Raw genomic sequence first — 16657 nt, 5'->3', positions numbered from 1 at the left:
ATTAAGGTATTCAAACTTTTCTCTCTAGTGCTCTCTTAAAAGAAAATATAGAGAGGGGATGAAAAAGTTTAAAAGGATAAAGATGATGACAATTTTAAAAGATATGAATGAACTGGATTGGTTGGATATTTGCGCCTTGGATGATATTACGCCAAATACAGGTGTAGGTGCGCTACTCGAAGACCAACAAATTGCAATTTTTCGGGTAGGCAGTGAAAAGCGTGTTTATGCTTTGAGCAACCAAGATCCGTTTAGTAAAGCTTTTGTGATGTCACGTGGCATCATTGGTGATTTACAAGGTGAGCGTGTTATTGCGTCGCCTATTTATAAGCAACATTTTAGTTTAGCAACAGGTCGTTGTTTGGAAGATAAAGATCAAAAACTTTTGGTTTTCCCAAGCAAGATTGAAAATGGCCGTGTACTCATTAGCCCAACGCCACAAAAAACCTATATCACCAATAATGGTACTTCTCAGGAAAAAATGAAGTTGGTCTTGGTGGGGAACGGTTTGGCAGGTATGCGTTGCCTAGAGGATTTACTCGATATGGCACCAGATCGTTATGAAGTGACGGTGATTGGTGAAGAGCCATGGGGTAATTATAACCGCATCATGCTATCACCTGTTCTATCTGGTGATAAGACTATTGATGACATCATGTTGCATCCACATGCATGGTATAGCGATAAAAATATTCGCTTTATTGCAGGCGACCCAGCAGTGCGTATTGACCGCCCACGTAAGCAAGTTTATACCGAAAAAGGCGTGATGGTAGATTATGATCGTTTGATTTTAGCGACAGGCTCAAAACCATTTATCCCGCCTGTGCAAGGTTCGGATTTAAAAGGTGTGCTGAGTTTCCGTGATATTTACGATGTGAATACCATGCTTGAATACAGTAAATCTAAAAAGAATGCTGTGGTGATTGGCGGTGGTTTACTTGGTTTGGAAGCGGCGTATGGCCTAAAACAGCGTGGTATGAATGTGACGGTGTTGCATTTGATGGATCGCATTATGGAGCGTCAGCTAGATAGTAAAGCGAGCCAAATGTTACGTCATAGTATCGAACAAAAGGGCATTTCAATCATTACAGAGGCGAATACTGAAGCTTTGATTGGGGTGGATGGTCATGTGACACAGGTTCGTTTGAAAGATGGCACAGTTTTAGATGCAGACCTAGTGGTTTTTGCTGTAGGTATTCGTCCTAATATGGCCTTAGCACAAAGTGCAGGTCTCCGCTGTAACCGAGGTGTCTTGGTGAATGACACCATGCAAACGTATGACCCAAGTATTTATGCGGTAGGTGAATGTATCGAACACCGTAACCAGACTTTTGGCTTGGTTGAGCCACTTTGGGGGCAAGCATTTATTTGTGCATCGCATTTGGCTGAGCACGGCAGCTTGACGTTTAAAGCGCCAACAGTACCGACTCAATTAAAAGTCAGCGGTTGTGATGTGTTCTCAGCAGGCAATTTTGAACCGAAAGATGATTTTGAAGATATTATTTTAAATGATGAAAAGCGTCAGATTTATAAACGCATTATTATTCAAAAGGATAAGGTGATTGGTGCAGTTCTATTTGGTGACACGGAAGATGGAGCTTGGTATGCAGAACTTATTTCGGATCAAACGCCAATTTCATCCATTCGCAATAAATTGTTATTTGGTAAAGATTTTGCATTAAAAATAGCAGGGTGATCAAAACCCAACCTTTTAATGTATTGAAGCTCGATACGCGGAAACGTTATCTACCATGGTTTGAGTTGATAGCAAACATGGAAACAAATGTTTCTGCGGACTTTTAGGTAAATGACGGATGCAATGAGTTTGCGGATCTTGCGTTGTTTTAGTCGCATCTTAGGTTCTGCCTACTCTTCTACAAAGAAAAGTAGGTCTAACCGAAGTTTATTCCTGAAAATTAACTTTCTTGCAAAGACGTCGTCGTAATGAATCAAATTGTATATTTCAAAATTAAGGAGTTTCTATGAATAGTATCCCTGTAATGGAACTGCATAGCTCCACAGAAAAAATGATTAAAACGACACAAACGACGTGCCCTTATTGTGGTGTGGGATGTGGAGTAACTGCAACTGTTGAAGAAACGGCTTTAGGGCGAAAAGTGTCTGTGGTGGGGGATTTAAATCATCCATCAAATTACGGAAAACTGTGTATCAAAGGTAGTAATTTAGCCGATACAGTGGGCTTAGAGACACGGGTTTTACACCCAATGTTAGGCCGCAAAAAAGATTTAGATACGTGTATCCAAAAAACATCGAGAATACAAACAGATTGGGATACTGCAACTGATTTAATTGCTGATAAATTCCAACACTATATAGATCAATATGGTCCTGAAAGTATTGCTTTTTATGTGTCAGGTCAGTTGTTGACAGAAGATTATTATGTGGTCAATAAATTTGTAAAAGGTTATCTTGGTACAGCCAATATTGATACCAATTCAAGACTATGTATGTCTTCAGCGGTAGCAGCACATAAACGTGCCTTTGGGGAAGATTTAGTTCCTGCTAGTTATCATGATTTTGAACATACGGATATGGTGGTTCTGGTTGGTTCAAATACAGCATGGTGCCATCCTGTATTGTATCAGCGCATAATGAAAGCTAAAGAAGAAAGAGATCTTTTTGTCGTTGTGATTGATCCACGGTTTACTGCTACTTGTGAGGCAGCAGATTTACACTTGCCAATTTTGCCGGGTCAAGATGTTACTTTGTTCAATGGTCTATTGCAGTATTTGGCAACCAATCATTATACCGATACCGATTTTATTACAAAGCATACCCAAGGCTTAGACGCTGCGCTTATCAGCAGTGAAACTGAGTTTTCGATCGAAAGTTTGATTGAGCGTACAGGAATTTCAGCGGAAAAATTGACCTTGTTTTTTGAAAAATTTGCTCAAACAGACAAAGTAATGAGCTTGTTTTCAATGGGGGTAAACCAATCTTCACGTGGGGTAGATAAGGCCAATAGTATTATTAATTGTCATTTGTTGACTGGAAAAATTGGCAAGTTGGGTGCTGCGCCGTTTTCAATGACAGGACAACCGAATGCGATGGGTGGGCGTGAAGTTGGTGGTCTTGCAAATATGCTTGCGGCACACATGGACTTGGATAATCAAAAACACCAACAATTAGTACAGCAGTTTTGGCAAAGCCCGACAATTGCGAAACAAGTGGGTTTAAAAGCTGTTGACCTTTTCGAAGCGGTTGAGGCAGGGAAAATTAAAGCCATTTGGATTATGGCGACCAACCCTGTCGTGAGTTTACCAAATGCTGATCAGGTAAAACGTGCGCTAGAAAAATGTGAGTTTGTGATTGTTTCAGACATTTGCAAAGATACGGATACCACGCAATATGCCGATGTGTTATTGCCTGCTCTTGGGTGGGGAGAAAAAGATGGTACAGTCACCAATTCAGAGCGTCGTATTTCACGACAACGTGCCTTTTTGGACTGCCCAGAACAAGCCAAAGCAGATTGGTGGTCAGTTTCTCAAGTGGCTAAAAAGCTGGGCTTTAGTGGTTTTGACTTTGAAAGTAGCCATGACATTTTCAAGGAACACGCAGAGCTTTCAGCTTATCAAAATGCGGGACTGGGTCAGTGTTCGGCGTCTGAGGTTTTTCGCTATTTCAATTTGAAAGGTTTAAGTGATCTTTCATTTACTGAATATCAATATCTTGAGCCAGTTCAATGGCCTATTCTAAATAAAAATCAACAAGATGGTGCTGTTGCTCAGTTATTTGAAACAGGGCAGTTTAGTCATGCGGATCGTAAAGCAAAATTTATTGCAACAGCTGCTGTTGGTGCAGTTAATAAAACTTGCAGTGAATATCCATTGGTATTGAATACTGGTCGAATTCGAGATCAATGGCATACCATGACTCGTACAGGTTTATCAGCCAACTTAAGTACACATAAAGCAGAGCCATATTGCGAAATTCATCCTAGCGATGCATTAAAATATGGACTCAAAGATGGAGAGTTAGTTGAAATCAAATCGGTTTGGGGGAACTGTGTATTACGTGCCACAGTGAGTGATAATATTCGTCGGGGACAAATTTTTGCACCGATTCACTGGAATGATCAATTTGCATCAGATGCACGTATAGGTAAAGTCGTAAACCCTGTGGTGGATGCTATTTCAGGGGAACCTGAATTTAAACATACGCCTGTGATGATTCAACCCTTTTATACCCAATGGCAAGGGGTATTTTATGTACGTAAAGGCTTTGAAAACATCGTTCAGAAAACCATTGAAAGTACAGTATGGTGGACAAAGATTCAAACAGCCAAAGCAGTGCGCTATGAGTTAGCAGATCGCCATCGTTTTACTGAAACGACAGAGAAGTTAAAGAGCTTACTTCCTTTTGAAGATGAAAGCTTTGAATGGCTGAATTTAGAAGATCAAACAGCGCACATCAGTCATAGTGTGGTGTTACAAGAGGGACATCTCATTGCGAGTCTTTATATTGCTCCGAAAGCATTGTTACCAGACCGGGATTGGGTTGCAAGTCTCTTTAAACGTGAGCGGTTAAGCGCAATGCATCGTAAGGCATTGTTAGCTGGTCAAGCAATGTCGATGGGGCAAAGTGAAGGACCGTTGGTGTGTAGTTGTTTTAAAGTGGGTAAAAATAGAATTATTCAGACCATTAAAGAAAAAAATATCACCGATGAAAAACAAGTCACTGCATGTTTAAAGGCCGGTGGAAATTGTGGTTCATGTTTACCTGAAATTCGAGGGTTGATTAAGGCATGTCAAACTGAGGATGTATAATGAAAAGAAAAATATTTAAACTGGTGACGTATCCTGACACTGAAGTTGTGATTTTAGCAGGTGGACAAGCACGTCGTATGAACGGCATTAATAAACTGCTACAAAAGTTTGATGACGAAATCCAGCTCATCAAAATTCATCAACAGTTAAAATCACGGGCAACAAAAGTGTGGGTGAATAGCCACCGTGACCATTCCATTTATGAACGATTGATTCCATCCATTGGCTTTTTTGAAGATGATGAAACAGGCTTCCAAGGCCCATTAATGGGGATGAAAAGTGCATGGGCGCATGTACAATCAGATTATGTACTGTTTGTACCCTGTGATGTGACTTTCATTCCGAAAAAAGTATTTTCACGCTTACATCAGGCGATGCAACAAGACCCAAACTGTGGTGTGGCGATCGTTGAAATGAATGACCGTGCTTTATATCCATTTTGTTTGGTAAAACGCAGTAGCTTACCGACTTTGATTTGCCACCTTGAACAAAATCAGCGCAGTTTAAGACAGTGCTTTGCAGATTTGCACCCACAAGTGGCACGTTTCAAAAATCATGCACTGTTTTTTCATAGCATTAATTCGTTAGATGAATTGCAACAACATCGTCAGTTAAATTTTTTATAAAAAGTAGCGTTTAAACGGTTCGGATTCTGCGCAGTAGGCACAGATCGCATAAATAAAAATGATTTTGATACTATCTCGTGATTTGACCAATGAATAGTAATACTAGCTAATAATAGAAATATATTTAAAATAAATAAAACAATATCTTAAACCGTTTTTACGTGTCTGATTTACTTTATCTATATAACAATGTGCTGTGTATTGTTCTATTCGTGTTATGAATTGAGCGTATTCCATCTGTTGAATAGCACAAAGTTGGAACATTTATTGCTGTTTTAAAACCAAGAAATTAGGGCGTGAAATTTGAACTGTTCAATAACAGCGCAAATGATGCGTAGGCAAGACAGATGAACAGCATGACACAGTTAGCCGCAATTGGCGTATTCCAAGATCAGTTTGGGCGAGAAAAGCGAAAGCTACGGATCTCCGTGACGGATCGTTGTAATTTTAAATGTGTCTATTGTATGCCTGAACATCCTGAATGGATGAAAAAACATGATCTACTGAGTTTTGAAGCACTCTATCATTTTTGTGAATTTATGGTGCGACAAGGAATTGAGCAGATTCGTATTACGGGGGGTGAACCATTGATGCGGCAGGGAGTGGTGCATTTTATCGAGCAACTCCAATCGTTAAAAAAAATGGGTCTCAAGCGTGTTTCAATGACCACCAATGGTCATTATTTAAAACAATATGCAGATGCTTTAAAACAAGCTGGACTGGATGACTTAAATATTAGTCTGGATAGCTTAGATGCGGATCAATTCCAAAGACTGACCAAGAAACAATTCCATACTGTGCTTGAGGGAATACAAGCCGCACAAGATGTTGGTTTTAACATTAAAATCAATACAGTCCTTATGAAAGGAATGAACGAGGATCAAATTATTCCTTTGGTGCAGTGGGCCAAGCAGCAAAAGCTAGAACTACGTTTTATTGAGTTTATGCCTTTAGATGGCGATCAAAATTGGTCACAAGCTGATGTTATCACTGAGCAAGAAATTTTATCTCAACTCAGCTCACAATTTACGGTGCAAGTGCTTGAGGGACAAGGTGCCAATCCAGCGCGTAGTTATCGTGTGGATGGCAGTGTGGTTGGCGTTATATCGACCATTAGCAACTCGTTTTGTGGGGAGTGTGATCGACTGCGCTTGAATGCGCAGGGCGAGTTTTATAATTGTCTCTTTGCTAAGCAAGGTTTAAAACTGAAACCAGATATTCAACAGCTTGCTCAAGATTATCAACATGCATCTGTGCATTTGAAAAGTAAGCTGATGACTTATATCTGGCATAAAGAACAGGGCTTTCAGACTATTCAACAGCAAGTACTCCAACCTATTCGCAAAATCAGTATGCATATGATTGGGGGCTAAAATGACCTTAAAACAGTTTTCACGTATTCAAGCATCTGCTTTTAGTCAAAATGACTTTGATGGTATCCATCATTTTCCTGAGTGCGGCGCTATGGGTATATTTATTGGTACGGTGCGAAATCACCATCAAGGTAAAGCTGTCCAAGCATTGAAATATAGTGCTTATGCACCTGCCGCTGAAAAAATGATTCGTCAAATTGAACAAGAGATCCAATTCAAATATGGCGTGTCTTATGTTCGGCTGGTACATCGGATTGGTACTTTAGCTATTGGCGATACTGCCATTATTGCGATGGCTTACGCTGCGCACCGCCATGAAGCCTTTCAAGCCTGTGAGGAAGCTGTCGAACGAGTGAAACATGAAGTTCCTGTATGGAAAGAAGAGTTTTATCTGGATGGTAGCAGTCAATATGTCGAAGGTTGTTGTATTCGAAAAGACCATGAAGTGCCAAAACCTCATAGCCACGAGCACTGTGATCATGCGTATGTTCATGCCCAGCAAAGCGCATTATTCAATGCCAATATTTACCAGTGGCACCTTTAAGATTTGCATGAGAAAATTTAGCACTTGATGAGTTTAAAAAGGAAAGCGGTGAGATAATTTGAAGAAAAATCTTCTGAAAACTTTATGAAAAATAATGCTTAGGTTAAGATAATCCATTCTTATATTTAAAGTCTTTTGAATCGCTATGCAACCATTTGTTCTATATAACTCAGAGCAACGCAAAAAAGTAGAATTCGTACCTCGTGTTGAGGGGCATATTGATATGTATGTCTGCGGTATGACGGTGTATGACTACTGTCATATTGGACATGCGCGCGTGATGGTTGCATTTGACTATATTATTCGCTTCTTGCGTAGCCAAGGTTGGAGCGTGAAATATGTGCGTAATATTACCGACATTGACGACAAAATCATTAAACGTGCCAATGAAAATGGCGAGTCGATTACTCAACTAACAGATCGCTTTATTCAAGCCATGAATGAAGATGCTGAAAACTTAGGTTGTCTACATCCAGACGAAGCCCCGCGTGCAACGGATTATATTGACCAAATGCAGAGCATGATTGGCAATTTGGTTAAAAAAGGCACTGCGTATCCATCTACCAATGGTGATGTGTATTTCCAAGTAGAAAAATTTGCCAAATATGGTCGTCTTTCAGGTCGCAAACTGGAAGACATGCAAGCGGGTGCTTCTGAACGGGTCGATCTTGAAGTTGAGAAAAAACATCCCTTTGACTTTGTGCTTTGGAAACATGCCAAAGAAAATGAACCTGCATGGGCTTCGCCGTGGGGTAAAGGTCGTCCAGGTTGGCATATTGAATGTTCTGCCATGTCGACTTGCTGCCTAGGTAACCATTTTGACATTCATGGTGGTGGTTCGGATCTCATGTTCCCACACCATGAAAATGAAATTGCACAGTCTGAGGCTTCAACTGGTGAGCAGTATGTCAACTACTGGATGCATGTCGGTTTCATTAACGTTGATGGCGAGAAAATGTCGAAGTCATTGGGCAATTTCTTTACCATTCGTGATGTGATGGATAAGTTTCACCCTGAAGTGATTCGTTACTTTATTGTGTCATCGCACTATCGTAGTCCTGTGAACTTCTCTGATGTTGCTTTAAAAGAAGCAAAAACGGCACTGTCACGTTTCTACCATTCATTTAAGGCATATCAACAAGCCTATGGTGATACGCACGTCGATACGTTGGATGAAACATTGCTTGAGCGTTTCAACAGTGCCATGCGGGATGACTTTAATACCGCCGAAGCCATTGCGGTGTTGTTTGAAGTTAACAAAGAATTGAACCGTGCAGTGAAAGAGCAACACGCTGAGCAAGCGGCAATTTACTATGCAACCTTGCGTCATTTAACCAATATTTTAGGTTTGGTTCAGCACAATGTTGAAGAATTTCTGAAGTCTGACATTGGGCAAGAGGCTTTGGCTTTGTCTGAAGAACAAATTGAAGATTTGATTCAACAACGTCAAGACGCGAAAAAAGCCAAAGAGTTTGCCAAAGCGGATGGAATTCGTCAGTCCTTGTTAGATCAGGGTGTTGTTTTAGAAGACACCCGTCAAGGGACAATTTGGCGCCGTGCTGATTAATTCAGCAATTGCATTATAGAGTGTTGACAGTTTGATGAAACTCTCTATAATGCACATCCATATTGCGGGAATAGCTCAGTTGGTAGAGCACAACCTTGCCAAGGTTGGGGTCGCGAGTTCGAGTCTCGTTTCCCGCTCCAAAATTTAAAAAACCTCAAGCTAAGCTTGAGGTTTTTTTTATGTCTGTAATTTGAGTGTGTTGAAAATAATTCATTTAAATGTGAAATTATCTCGGCGTTTCAGCCCATCATTTTGACAAAAATATGCTTAAATCATTCATCTTCATTTGTGAATAAAATTGTGTTCCTTCAACCCAATAGCACTGTCGTACCGACCGAAGCTCGAGACTATCCTGAATGGCATTTGGGACGTGAGCACTATGCACTTTGGTATATTGAAGTGAATGATCCTGTTTTGGTCAGCTATTTAACCCAGCTTCGTGAGGAGTTTTCAGATTTACTTTATCAACCGAATCAACGGCAGTTTCATATCACCTTATTTGTTGCTGGTTTTTGGGTAGAACAGGCAACACAGTCGGACGACTTTAGTCGAGCGCAACTGAATCAGCAGCTTGAACATCTTAAAAATTTAAAGCTAGAATCTTTTCAGTTACAGATAGGTGCATTAAATAGTTTTGAAAGTGCCTTATTTTTAAAAGTGGATGATACCGCAGGCGTGTTGAAAAAAATTAGAAAAACATTGTTGCATACATCGCAGGAAGTCGCGGCATTAAGTTATTGTCCGCATATTACATTAGGTCTATACCGTGAAGCGTTAAGTAGTGATCATGTATTGACACGTATGGCTGAAATTGAAGACATCAACTATAGCTTACACATCTCAAAGCTCACGTTTGGTTTTTATCAGGCAGATGTTTTACAAGGGCCATTGTTTTCACATACACAAATTAAGTTGGGAAATGCACAATGCAACTGATTTTAGGTGGTGCACGTTCGGGGAAAAGCCGCTTGGCAGAGCAGGTTGCACAACAGTTAGCGCAGCCAGTGGTCTATGTCGCCACAGCACAAGCCTTAGATGGGGAAATGCAAGCGCGTATTCAACACCATCAGCAGCAACGACCCGAAGATTGGGGGCTGTGTGAAGAACCCATTTATCTTGCAGAGCAGTTGCTCAAATTAGATCGCCCAAACCAAACCATTTTAGTCGATTGTCTGACCTTATGGATGAGTAATTTACTGATGCAGACTGACTCAAACTTACAAGTTCAAGAATGTCAGAAGTTGTTAGATGTTGTGGGAAGTTTACAGTCCGAGCTGATTTTAGTGAGTAATGAAACAGGTTTAGGTGTGGTTCCAATGGGGCAAATTAGCCGTCGCTTTGTCGATGAAACAGGGCGATTGCATCAGCAGTTAGGTCAAATCGCAACAAAAGTGGTGTTCTGCGTGGCAGGATTTCCCATGATTTTAAAAGGAGAACAAGTGTGAGTTGGTGGTTAGAAGCATGTCAAAGTCCGAGTGAGTCCGTATTGGCTCAAGCCCTAGTACGCCAGTCACAGTTGACCAAACCTACTGGCTCGTTGTCGGAGCTTGAATCGGTTGCTGTAACCTTAGCCAGTTTGCAAAACACTGTAAAACCTAAGATTGACCGCCCATGGATTACGATTTTTGCAGGTGATCATGGAGTGATGGAAGAAAATATTTCTGCCTATCCACAAGCGGTGACACGTCAAATGTTGCAGAACTTCGCAACAGGTGGGGCGTGTATTAGTGTGATTGCTAAAGAGTATCAAGCTAAATTACAAGTCATCGACTGTGGTTCAGTCGGTGAAGCTTATGACTATGTCGGAGTTGAACGCCACTGCATCCGCGCGGGTACGGCTAACTTTGCTCAAACCCTGGCTATGACTGAAGTTGAATGTAAAGCTGCTTTTGCTTTGGGGCAAAAAAGTGTGGAAGATTCCATCGCTTATGGGGCGGATATCTATGTTGCGGGTGAAATGGGCATTGGAAATACTTGTTCAGCCTCAGCTGTCGCTTGTTTTTTATTGGCTGAACCTGCTGAAAAGTTAACAGGTGTTGGAACGGGTATCCGTACTGAACAATTGATACATAAAAAACAGGTGATCGACCAAGCACTTGCACTGCATGCCCAATATGTCGGGAACGATCCATTTAAAGCCTTATGTGCCGTGGGTGGACTTGAAATCGCAGCCATGACAGGCGCGTATATTCGCTGTGCGCAATTGGGTCTGCCGATGGTGGTGGATGGGTTTATCAGTACTGTTTCGGCTTTGCTCGCAGTACGTTTAAATCCACAGGTTCGCGCTTGGATGCTTTTTGGACATCAGTCGGCTGAATATGGTCATGTGCGTTTGTTACAAGAACTTAAAGCGCTGCCTTTATTGAAGCTGAACCTACGGTTGGGAGAAGGCAGTGGTGCAGGGGCTGCACTTGGATTGATCAAACTCGCCTGTCGTTTACATAATGAGATGGCAACATTTGCTGAAGCAGCCGTGATTGGTGAGAAAGTTTAAAGATGTTGTATTTAGATTTTCTGCGCCATGGCGAAACCAGCTTAAGTCATACCCTACGGGGTAAAACGGATGATGCTTTGACGGCGAAAGGTTGGATGCAAATGCAATCTACCCTCACGCAGGCTGAGCAGGTTAGTCAGGCATGGGATGTCATTTATAGCTCACCGCTACAGCGCTGCCGTCTGTTTGCAGAGCAATGGGCCGAGCAAAAACAGCTTCCTTTGTTTATAGAACCGAATTTGCAAGAAATGGATTTTGGAGAATGGGAAGCTCAGCCGACCGAACGACTCTACCAACAATTTCCTAATGAATTGGCTCAATTTTGGCAATCACCTTTAAGCTTTACCCCGCCTCAGGCAGAAAGCTTATTGGCATTTAAAAGCCGCGTTGTCGAATCTATACAGATGTTGACCCAACAAATGCATGCGCAGGGCTGGACACGTGCATTGATTATTTCCCATGCTGGAGTGATTAAACTCTTAAAATGCCAAGCGCTAAAACAGCATGATAATGATCTTTTAAAAATGTCAGCAGAGTTAGGGCAGTTGAACTGCTTTGTTTTTACTCAAGGGCAGCTTCAGTTTATTCAAAGTGAGGATGTGTAATGACACCTTTTTGGATTGCATTACAGTTTTTAACGACGTTTCCAGTTCGCTTAAGCGCAATGCCAACGCCTCAGCAAAATGCGCAGGCATTGTTGTTTTATCCTGTAGTGGGTTTGCTCATAGGAAGCATTCTGTATGGAATTGCTCTGTTATTACATGCTTTGCCAGTTGTGCTGTTAAGCAGTGTAATTCTAGTGCTCTGGATTTGGCTGACAGGTGGTTTGCATCTGGATGGTTTGGCCGATACCGCAGATGCTTGGGTTGGTGGTTTTGGCGATAAAGCACGCACACTGGCGATCATGAAAGATCCGAGTTGTGGGCCTATAGGTGTACTCAGTCTTGTCATTGTGTGCCTATTAAAATGGTCGGTATTGTATGTGTTATTACAAGAAAAGCTGTATACAGCGCTGATGCTTTTTCCTCTGTTAGGGCGTCTCGTACCTCTTTTTTTCTTTTTAAGCACAGACTATGTACGTGAAAAAGGACTTGGTAGCCAGTTGGGTCAACATTTAGCTCGACCAATGGCAATAGCACTTTTATTGCTTACGCCTTTAGTGGCCTTGTATTGGGCATGGATTGGAGTTGTTGTCCTTGCCTCATTTTATTTAGCATTGTGGTATTTACGGTGTAAATTTATACAGCGCATCGGGGGAGTGACAGGCGATACCATCGGGGCAAGTATTGAAATAATTGAATTAGCCACATTATTGAGTTTTGTGTTTGCTGTATTTTATTTAGCCTAACTATTATAAACCAAAAAAAATCGTCGTTTGATGTAAAGCGATAGCAGATCTTGATCGAATGGTAAAAGTATCAGTATAAAAGCGGACAATATAGATCATTAAAATAGAGATTCAATTGTTCGAATGGATCATTTGTAGATATGTTGTGAAAATCCAAAGATTTCCACGCTAGTTGACAACCTAGATATGATAAAATCTTGGAAATTATTTTTTATGTGATGGTAGTGTTTAATATCATCATGCAATTCAGGTAAAACAGCATTGAATTCTGAAAATATGTCAAATCCTATTGATTTCCAAAAAGTGGCTTTAGAAACTCTTGAGATAGAGCGACAAGCATTATCAGTTCTTGCACAGCAAATAGATGATCGTTTCACTCGTGCATGTGAAATTATTTTAAAGTGTAAAGGGCGTTTAGTCATAACTGGAATGGGAAAGTCGGGACATATTGGACGAAAAATGGCAGCTACGTTTGCTTCTACAGGCACACCATCATTTTTCATGCATCCTGGTGAGGCAGGTCACGGTGATTTAGGGATGTTGGTTGCAGGCGATGTATTGATTGCGATTTCAAACTCGGGCAAGAGTGATGAAATTATGATGCTGATGCCTTTGATTAAATATTTAGGTGTACCTTTAATTACCATCAGTGGTGATGAACGTGGACCAATGCCACAAAATGCTGATGTGGCGCTGACCTTAGGTGATATCCAAGAAGCGTGCCCATTGGGTTTGGCACCAACATCAAGTACCACAGCAACCTTGGCTTTGGGAGATGCATTGGCTGTTGCACTACTCGAAGCTCGTGGTTTTACGTCAGATGACTTTGCTCGTTCCCATCCCGCTGGTGCACTCGGTAAACGTCTGTTGTTGCATGTGAAACATTTAATGCATACAGGGGATGAGCTACCAAAAGTGTCTCCAGATACAGCAATGAACAAAGTTCTTTACGAAATCTCAAACAAACGCCTAGGTTTAACCACAATTGTGGATGAAAATGATCGACTGTTGGGTATTTTTACCGATGGTGACTTACGTCGTTTGATTGATAAGCAACAAGGTTTTGATGTGAACTTGGCTGTGTCAAATGTGATGACTCAAAATCCACTGACAATTTCTGCCGAAGCACGTGCTGTCGAAGCCTTAGAGCGAATGAACGAAAAGAAAATTAACCAATTTGTCGTCGTTGATGATGCCAATAAAGTGATTGGTGTGTTGAGTATGCATGACCTGATTCAAGCTGGGGTGAACTAAGAAATGGCTTCTTATATTTTGTTAGAACAAGCACGTCATGTAGAAGCTCTAGTTTTGGATGTCGATGGTATTTTGAGTGATGGTTTTGTAACTTTAACCAACTCTGGTGACGAAATTAAATCCTTCGATATCCGTGATGGTTTAGGTATGAAACTGGTTCAGCGGGCTGGTGTGAAAGTGATTATTATCACGGGTCGTAAGAGCCAGATCGTAGAAAAACGCATGTCTGATTTGGGCGTTGACCTTGTTTATCAAGGCCGTGAAGACAAAGGTGTGGCGCTACGTGAAGCTTGTGCAAAGTTCGGCATTGTGCCAGAGGACTGTTTGTATATGGGAGATGACTGGCCAGACCTATCTGCATTTGCGATTGCTGGTATGAAAGTTACAGTACCGAATGGTCACTTAGAAGTTCGTCGTCGTGCGGATTTAGTCACTCAAGCGATGGGTGGTCGTGGTGCTGTACGTGAAATTTGCGATATGATTTTACAAGCCAAAGGCGTATACGAAACTTTACTTGAAAAGTATACCGCAGTCCCGCATTAATCAGTATGCATGCATGAGAGTTTAGTTAACATTTATGGATACTAAAGTTTTATATATCACTGCCGTAGCGATTGCTGCTATCAGCAGTGGTTATTACTATTATAGTGGAAAGGGGCATAAGCTCGAAGTCGATTCTGCGCAGAGCATGACCTATTCTGCTGAGAAGATCCAGCTGACACAAACGGATGAGCGGGGAAATCTATACGTCCGAGCAAAGATAGATCGTCTTGAGCAAGATATGCAAAAGAAGACATCGAAGTTAGAAAACTTAAATGCTGAAATGTATAAAGCAGGAAAAGTCGATGCCATATTCTATGCAAAGCAGGCGAATGGCTCTAATGACAACGAAAAAGTCGTATTAACGAATCAGGTTGTTGCTCAAAAAATGTTAGATCATGGCCGTATGCAGTTTGAGACGGTCGAACTGACTGCTTTTCCAAAAACACGTGAACTTGAATCTCAACAGCAAGTGGTGGTCACAACACCACAAGCAGAATTTGTCAGTCAGGGTTTAAAAGCAAATTTAAATACGGGTCAATATGACTTTTTCCATATTCGAGGGAAGTATGAACCATAATCCAAAATTTTCTATTTCGAAAACTTTCCTCAAGCAAACGCTTGCACTGAGCTTAGGTGTAGCAGTTTCAACTTTTGCTTTAGCATTACCAAGTGATCGAACCAAAGCCATTTCATTGTTGGCGGATCGTGCAACCTTTAATGAAAAAACAGGAGTCACGACGTATACGGGTAATGTCATTATTGAACAAGGGACAATGAAACTTCAGGCTGACTCGATTGTTGCGAATTTGAACCAAAACCGTCAAATCAGTACCATTACTGCAAATGGCAAGCCTGCACGTTTTCAGCAGCAAGTCAGTACCAATAAAGGCATTGCCAAAGGTCAGGCGCAAAAGATTATTTATAATGCAGAAACAGGCATTATTACCTTATCAGGTAGTGCACTTTTGGAGCAGGATGGTGCCAGTATTCGGGGTAATACGCTGCGTTATAGTATGAACAAAGGGGATATTGAAGCGATTGGTACACCGAGTAGTGGTGGTTCATCGGGCGGTCGAGTTCAAATTGTGATTCCACCTTCAGCCTCTCAATCCTTCCCTGGAGCGCGTGACTAATGGAGCAAACTCTCAATCAGCCACAGACCTTATGCATCAAGCATCTTGCGAAGAACTACAGTAAGCGTTGGGTGGTAAAAGATGTATCTTTTAGCATGCAAAGTGGGCAAATTGTTGGCTTACTTGGACCAAATGGTGCGGGTAAAACCACTAGCTTCTATATGGTGGTTGGACTGGTACGCATGGATAAAGGTGAAATTCATCTTGATGACTTGGATATGTCTGATTTGGCCATGCATGAACGTGCGCGTAAAGGTATTGGTTACTTGCCGCAAGAGGCATCTATTTTCAGAAAACTCACCATTTCTGAAAATATTATGGCGATTCTGGAAACACGAAAAGATTTGAATAAAGAGCAGCGTAAACAACGTTTGCATGAATTATTGGCTGATTTCAAAATCAGTCATATTAAAGATTCATTGGGTATGAGTGTCTCTGGTGGTGAGCGTCGTCGTGCGGAAATTGCACGTGCATTGGCCGCTGATCCAAAATTTATGCTATTGGATGAACCGTTTGCTGGAGTTGATCCAATTTCAGTCGGTGATATTAAAGATATTATTACTACATTGAAACAGCGCGGGATCGGCGTATTGATTACAGACCATAACGTTCGTGAGACTTTAGCGATTTGTGAGCGTGCTTATATTGTCAGTGAGGGTGCGGTAATTGCTGAAGGTTCTCCTGATGAAATCTTAGCCAATGAAACCGTGCGCCAAGTCTATCTGGGTGATGACTTTACTGTATAAGTATTTACTGCGCCAATTGGTCTGATTGGCGCAGATTTTGAGCTGAAATTTTAGAGTTATGGATATCCCATTTTGACTCAGTTACATAGCTCGTTTTTTTGTTCTATGTTTGATCGTAGAGCATTTAAAGCATCTTTTCCCTTTTATACTGCTATGCATTGCCTATTTGATCATCGTGTTGGTTTGAAGTAATGAGCCATTTTCATATGATAGCTGATTGAAAATACGTTATAATTTTTTGT

16 protein-coding genes and 1 tRNA gene are annotated in these 16657 nt (G+C 41.2%); all 17 read left to right on the top strand.

The genetic code is table 11. The annotated features are described in order from the left end of the window. Positions 1-85: 85 nt before the first annotated feature. Positions 86-1696, top strand: coding sequence for a nitrite reductase small subunit NirD (gene nirD, locus ACE01U_RS05135; protein WP_086208373.1), 1611 nt, complete (start codon positions 86-88; stop codon positions 1694-1696). 286 nt (positions 1697-1982) lie between these two features. Further along, complete coding sequence (locus ACE01U_RS05130) at positions 1983-4787, top strand: molybdopterin-dependent oxidoreductase (protein ID WP_395578871.1); 2805 nt, start codon at positions 1983-1985, stop codon at positions 4785-4787. Then, entirely contained in the window at positions 4787-5413 is a 627-nt protein-coding gene (mobA, locus tag ACE01U_RS05125) for a molybdenum cofactor guanylyltransferase (RefSeq protein WP_086208371.1), read from the top strand. The genes ACE01U_RS05130 and mobA overlap by 1 nt, the downstream gene beginning before the upstream one ends. 347 nt (positions 5414-5760) lie before the next feature. Next, on the top strand, positions 5761-6786 hold the full coding sequence (moaA, locus tag ACE01U_RS05120) for a GTP 3',8-cyclase MoaA (protein ID WP_395578870.1): 1026 nt from the start codon (positions 5761-5763) through the stop codon (positions 6784-6786). A 1-nt stretch (position 6787) separates the two neighbouring features. Next, positions 6788-7330, top strand: coding sequence for a molybdenum cofactor biosynthesis protein MoaE (locus ACE01U_RS05115; RefSeq protein ID WP_395578869.1), 543 nt, complete (start codon positions 6788-6790; stop codon positions 7328-7330). A gap of 145 nt (positions 7331-7475) precedes the next feature. Further along, on the top strand, positions 7476-8897 hold the full coding sequence (gene cysS / locus ACE01U_RS05110) for a cysteine--tRNA ligase (protein ID WP_395578868.1): 1422 nt from the start codon (positions 7476-7478) through the stop codon (positions 8895-8897). A gap of 64 nt (positions 8898-8961) precedes the next feature. Next, a tRNA-Gly gene (locus ACE01U_RS05105) sits at positions 8962-9037 on the top strand. A 148-nt stretch (positions 9038-9185) separates the two neighbouring features. Next, positions 9186-9833: a 2'-5' RNA ligase family protein gene (locus ACE01U_RS05100; protein ID WP_395578867.1), complete on the top strand. Its 648-nt coding sequence runs from the start codon at positions 9186-9188 to the stop codon at positions 9831-9833. Continuing rightward, entirely contained in the window at positions 9824-10342 is a 519-nt protein-coding gene (cobU, locus tag ACE01U_RS05095) for a bifunctional adenosylcobinamide kinase/adenosylcobinamide-phosphate guanylyltransferase (protein WP_119063489.1), read from the top strand. The genes ACE01U_RS05100 and cobU overlap by 10 nt, the downstream gene beginning before the upstream one ends. Further along, positions 10339-11391 (top strand): nicotinate-nucleotide--dimethylbenzimidazole phosphoribosyltransferase, encoded by a 1053-nt coding sequence (gene cobT, locus ACE01U_RS05090; protein ID WP_395578866.1) that lies wholly within the window; start codon positions 10339-10341, stop codon positions 11389-11391. Before cobU ends, cobT begins: the two co-directional genes overlap by 4 nt. Positions 11392-11393: 2 nt before the next feature. Then, the gene (locus tag ACE01U_RS05085; protein WP_395578865.1) at positions 11394-11996 is read left to right on the top strand and encodes a histidine phosphatase family protein; all 603 of its coding nucleotides are present in this window, start codon (positions 11394-11396) and stop codon (positions 11994-11996) included. After that, positions 11996-12739, top strand: a complete 744-nt coding sequence (locus tag ACE01U_RS05080; RefSeq protein ID WP_395578864.1) for an adenosylcobinamide-GDP ribazoletransferase — start codon at positions 11996-11998, stop codon at positions 12737-12739. Before ACE01U_RS05085 ends, ACE01U_RS05080 begins: the two co-directional genes overlap by 1 nt. Positions 12740-13015: 276 nt before the next feature. Beyond that, complete coding sequence (locus ACE01U_RS05075; RefSeq protein ID WP_086208362.1) at positions 13016-13993, top strand: KpsF/GutQ family sugar-phosphate isomerase; 978 nt, start codon at positions 13016-13018, stop codon at positions 13991-13993. Positions 13994-13996: 3 nt separating this feature from the next. Further along, complete coding sequence (locus tag ACE01U_RS05070) at positions 13997-14536, top strand: KdsC family phosphatase (protein WP_395578863.1); 540 nt, start codon at positions 13997-13999, stop codon at positions 14534-14536. Between the two features lie 34 nt (positions 14537-14570). Next, entirely contained in the window at positions 14571-15113 is a 543-nt protein-coding gene (gene lptC, locus ACE01U_RS05065) for an LPS export ABC transporter periplasmic protein LptC (protein WP_086208360.1), read from the top strand. Continuing rightward, positions 15103-15669: a lipopolysaccharide transport periplasmic protein LptA gene (lptA, locus tag ACE01U_RS05060; protein WP_086208359.1), complete on the top strand. Its 567-nt coding sequence runs from the start codon at positions 15103-15105 to the stop codon at positions 15667-15669. The genes lptC and lptA overlap by 11 nt, the downstream gene beginning before the upstream one ends. Next, entirely contained in the window at positions 15669-16415 is a 747-nt protein-coding gene (lptB, locus tag ACE01U_RS05055; protein WP_086208358.1) for an LPS export ABC transporter ATP-binding protein, read from the top strand. The genes lptA and lptB overlap by 1 nt, the downstream gene beginning before the upstream one ends. The last annotated feature ends 242 nt before the right edge of the window (positions 16416-16657 follow it).

Origin of the sequence: Acinetobacter halobius (assembly GCF_044130335.1) — a bacterium.
GTDB lineage: Bacteria > Pseudomonadota > Gammaproteobacteria > Pseudomonadales > Moraxellaceae > Acinetobacter.
This window is presented reverse-complemented; position numbering and strand designations above follow the sequence as displayed.

What these genes read in the sequence shown, in the direction of transcription:
- ACE01U_RS05075 (WP_086208362.1), top strand. Translation starts at nt 13,016, where the DNA reads ATGTCAAATCCTATTGATTTCCAAAAAGTGGCTTTAGAAACTCTTGAG.
- nirD (WP_086208373.1), top strand. Translation starts at nt 86, where the DNA reads ATGACAATTTTAAAAGATATGAATGAACTGGATTGGTTGGATATTTGC.
- ACE01U_RS05130 (WP_395578871.1), top strand. Translation starts at nt 1,983, where the DNA reads ATGAATAGTATCCCTGTAATGGAACTGCATAGCTCCACAGAAAAAATG.
- lptC (WP_086208360.1), top strand. Translation starts at nt 14,571, where the DNA reads ATGGATACTAAAGTTTTATATATCACTGCCGTAGCGATTGCTGCTATC.
- ACE01U_RS05080 (WP_395578864.1), top strand. Translation starts at nt 11,996, where the DNA reads ATGACACCTTTTTGGATTGCATTACAGTTTTTAACGACGTTTCCAGTT.
- mobA (WP_086208371.1), top strand. Translation starts at nt 4,787, where the DNA reads ATGAAAAGAAAAATATTTAAACTGGTGACGTATCCTGACACTGAAGTT.
- ACE01U_RS05115 (WP_395578869.1), top strand. Translation starts at nt 6,788, where the DNA reads ATGACCTTAAAACAGTTTTCACGTATTCAAGCATCTGCTTTTAGTCAA.
- lptA (WP_086208359.1), top strand. Translation starts at nt 15,103, where the DNA reads ATGAACCATAATCCAAAATTTTCTATTTCGAAAACTTTCCTCAAGCAA.
- cobU (WP_119063489.1), top strand. Translation starts at nt 9,824, where the DNA reads ATGCAACTGATTTTAGGTGGTGCACGTTCGGGGAAAAGCCGCTTGGCA.
- moaA (WP_395578870.1), top strand. Translation starts at nt 5,761, where the DNA reads ATGAACAGCATGACACAGTTAGCCGCAATTGGCGTATTCCAAGATCAG.
- ACE01U_RS05085 (WP_395578865.1), top strand. Translation starts at nt 11,394, where the DNA reads ATGTTGTATTTAGATTTTCTGCGCCATGGCGAAACCAGCTTAAGTCAT.
- ACE01U_RS05070 (WP_395578863.1), top strand. Translation starts at nt 13,997, where the DNA reads ATGGCTTCTTATATTTTGTTAGAACAAGCACGTCATGTAGAAGCTCTA.
- cysS (WP_395578868.1), top strand. Translation starts at nt 7,476, where the DNA reads ATGCAACCATTTGTTCTATATAACTCAGAGCAACGCAAAAAAGTAGAA.
- lptB (WP_086208358.1), top strand. Translation starts at nt 15,669, where the DNA reads ATGGAGCAAACTCTCAATCAGCCACAGACCTTATGCATCAAGCATCTT.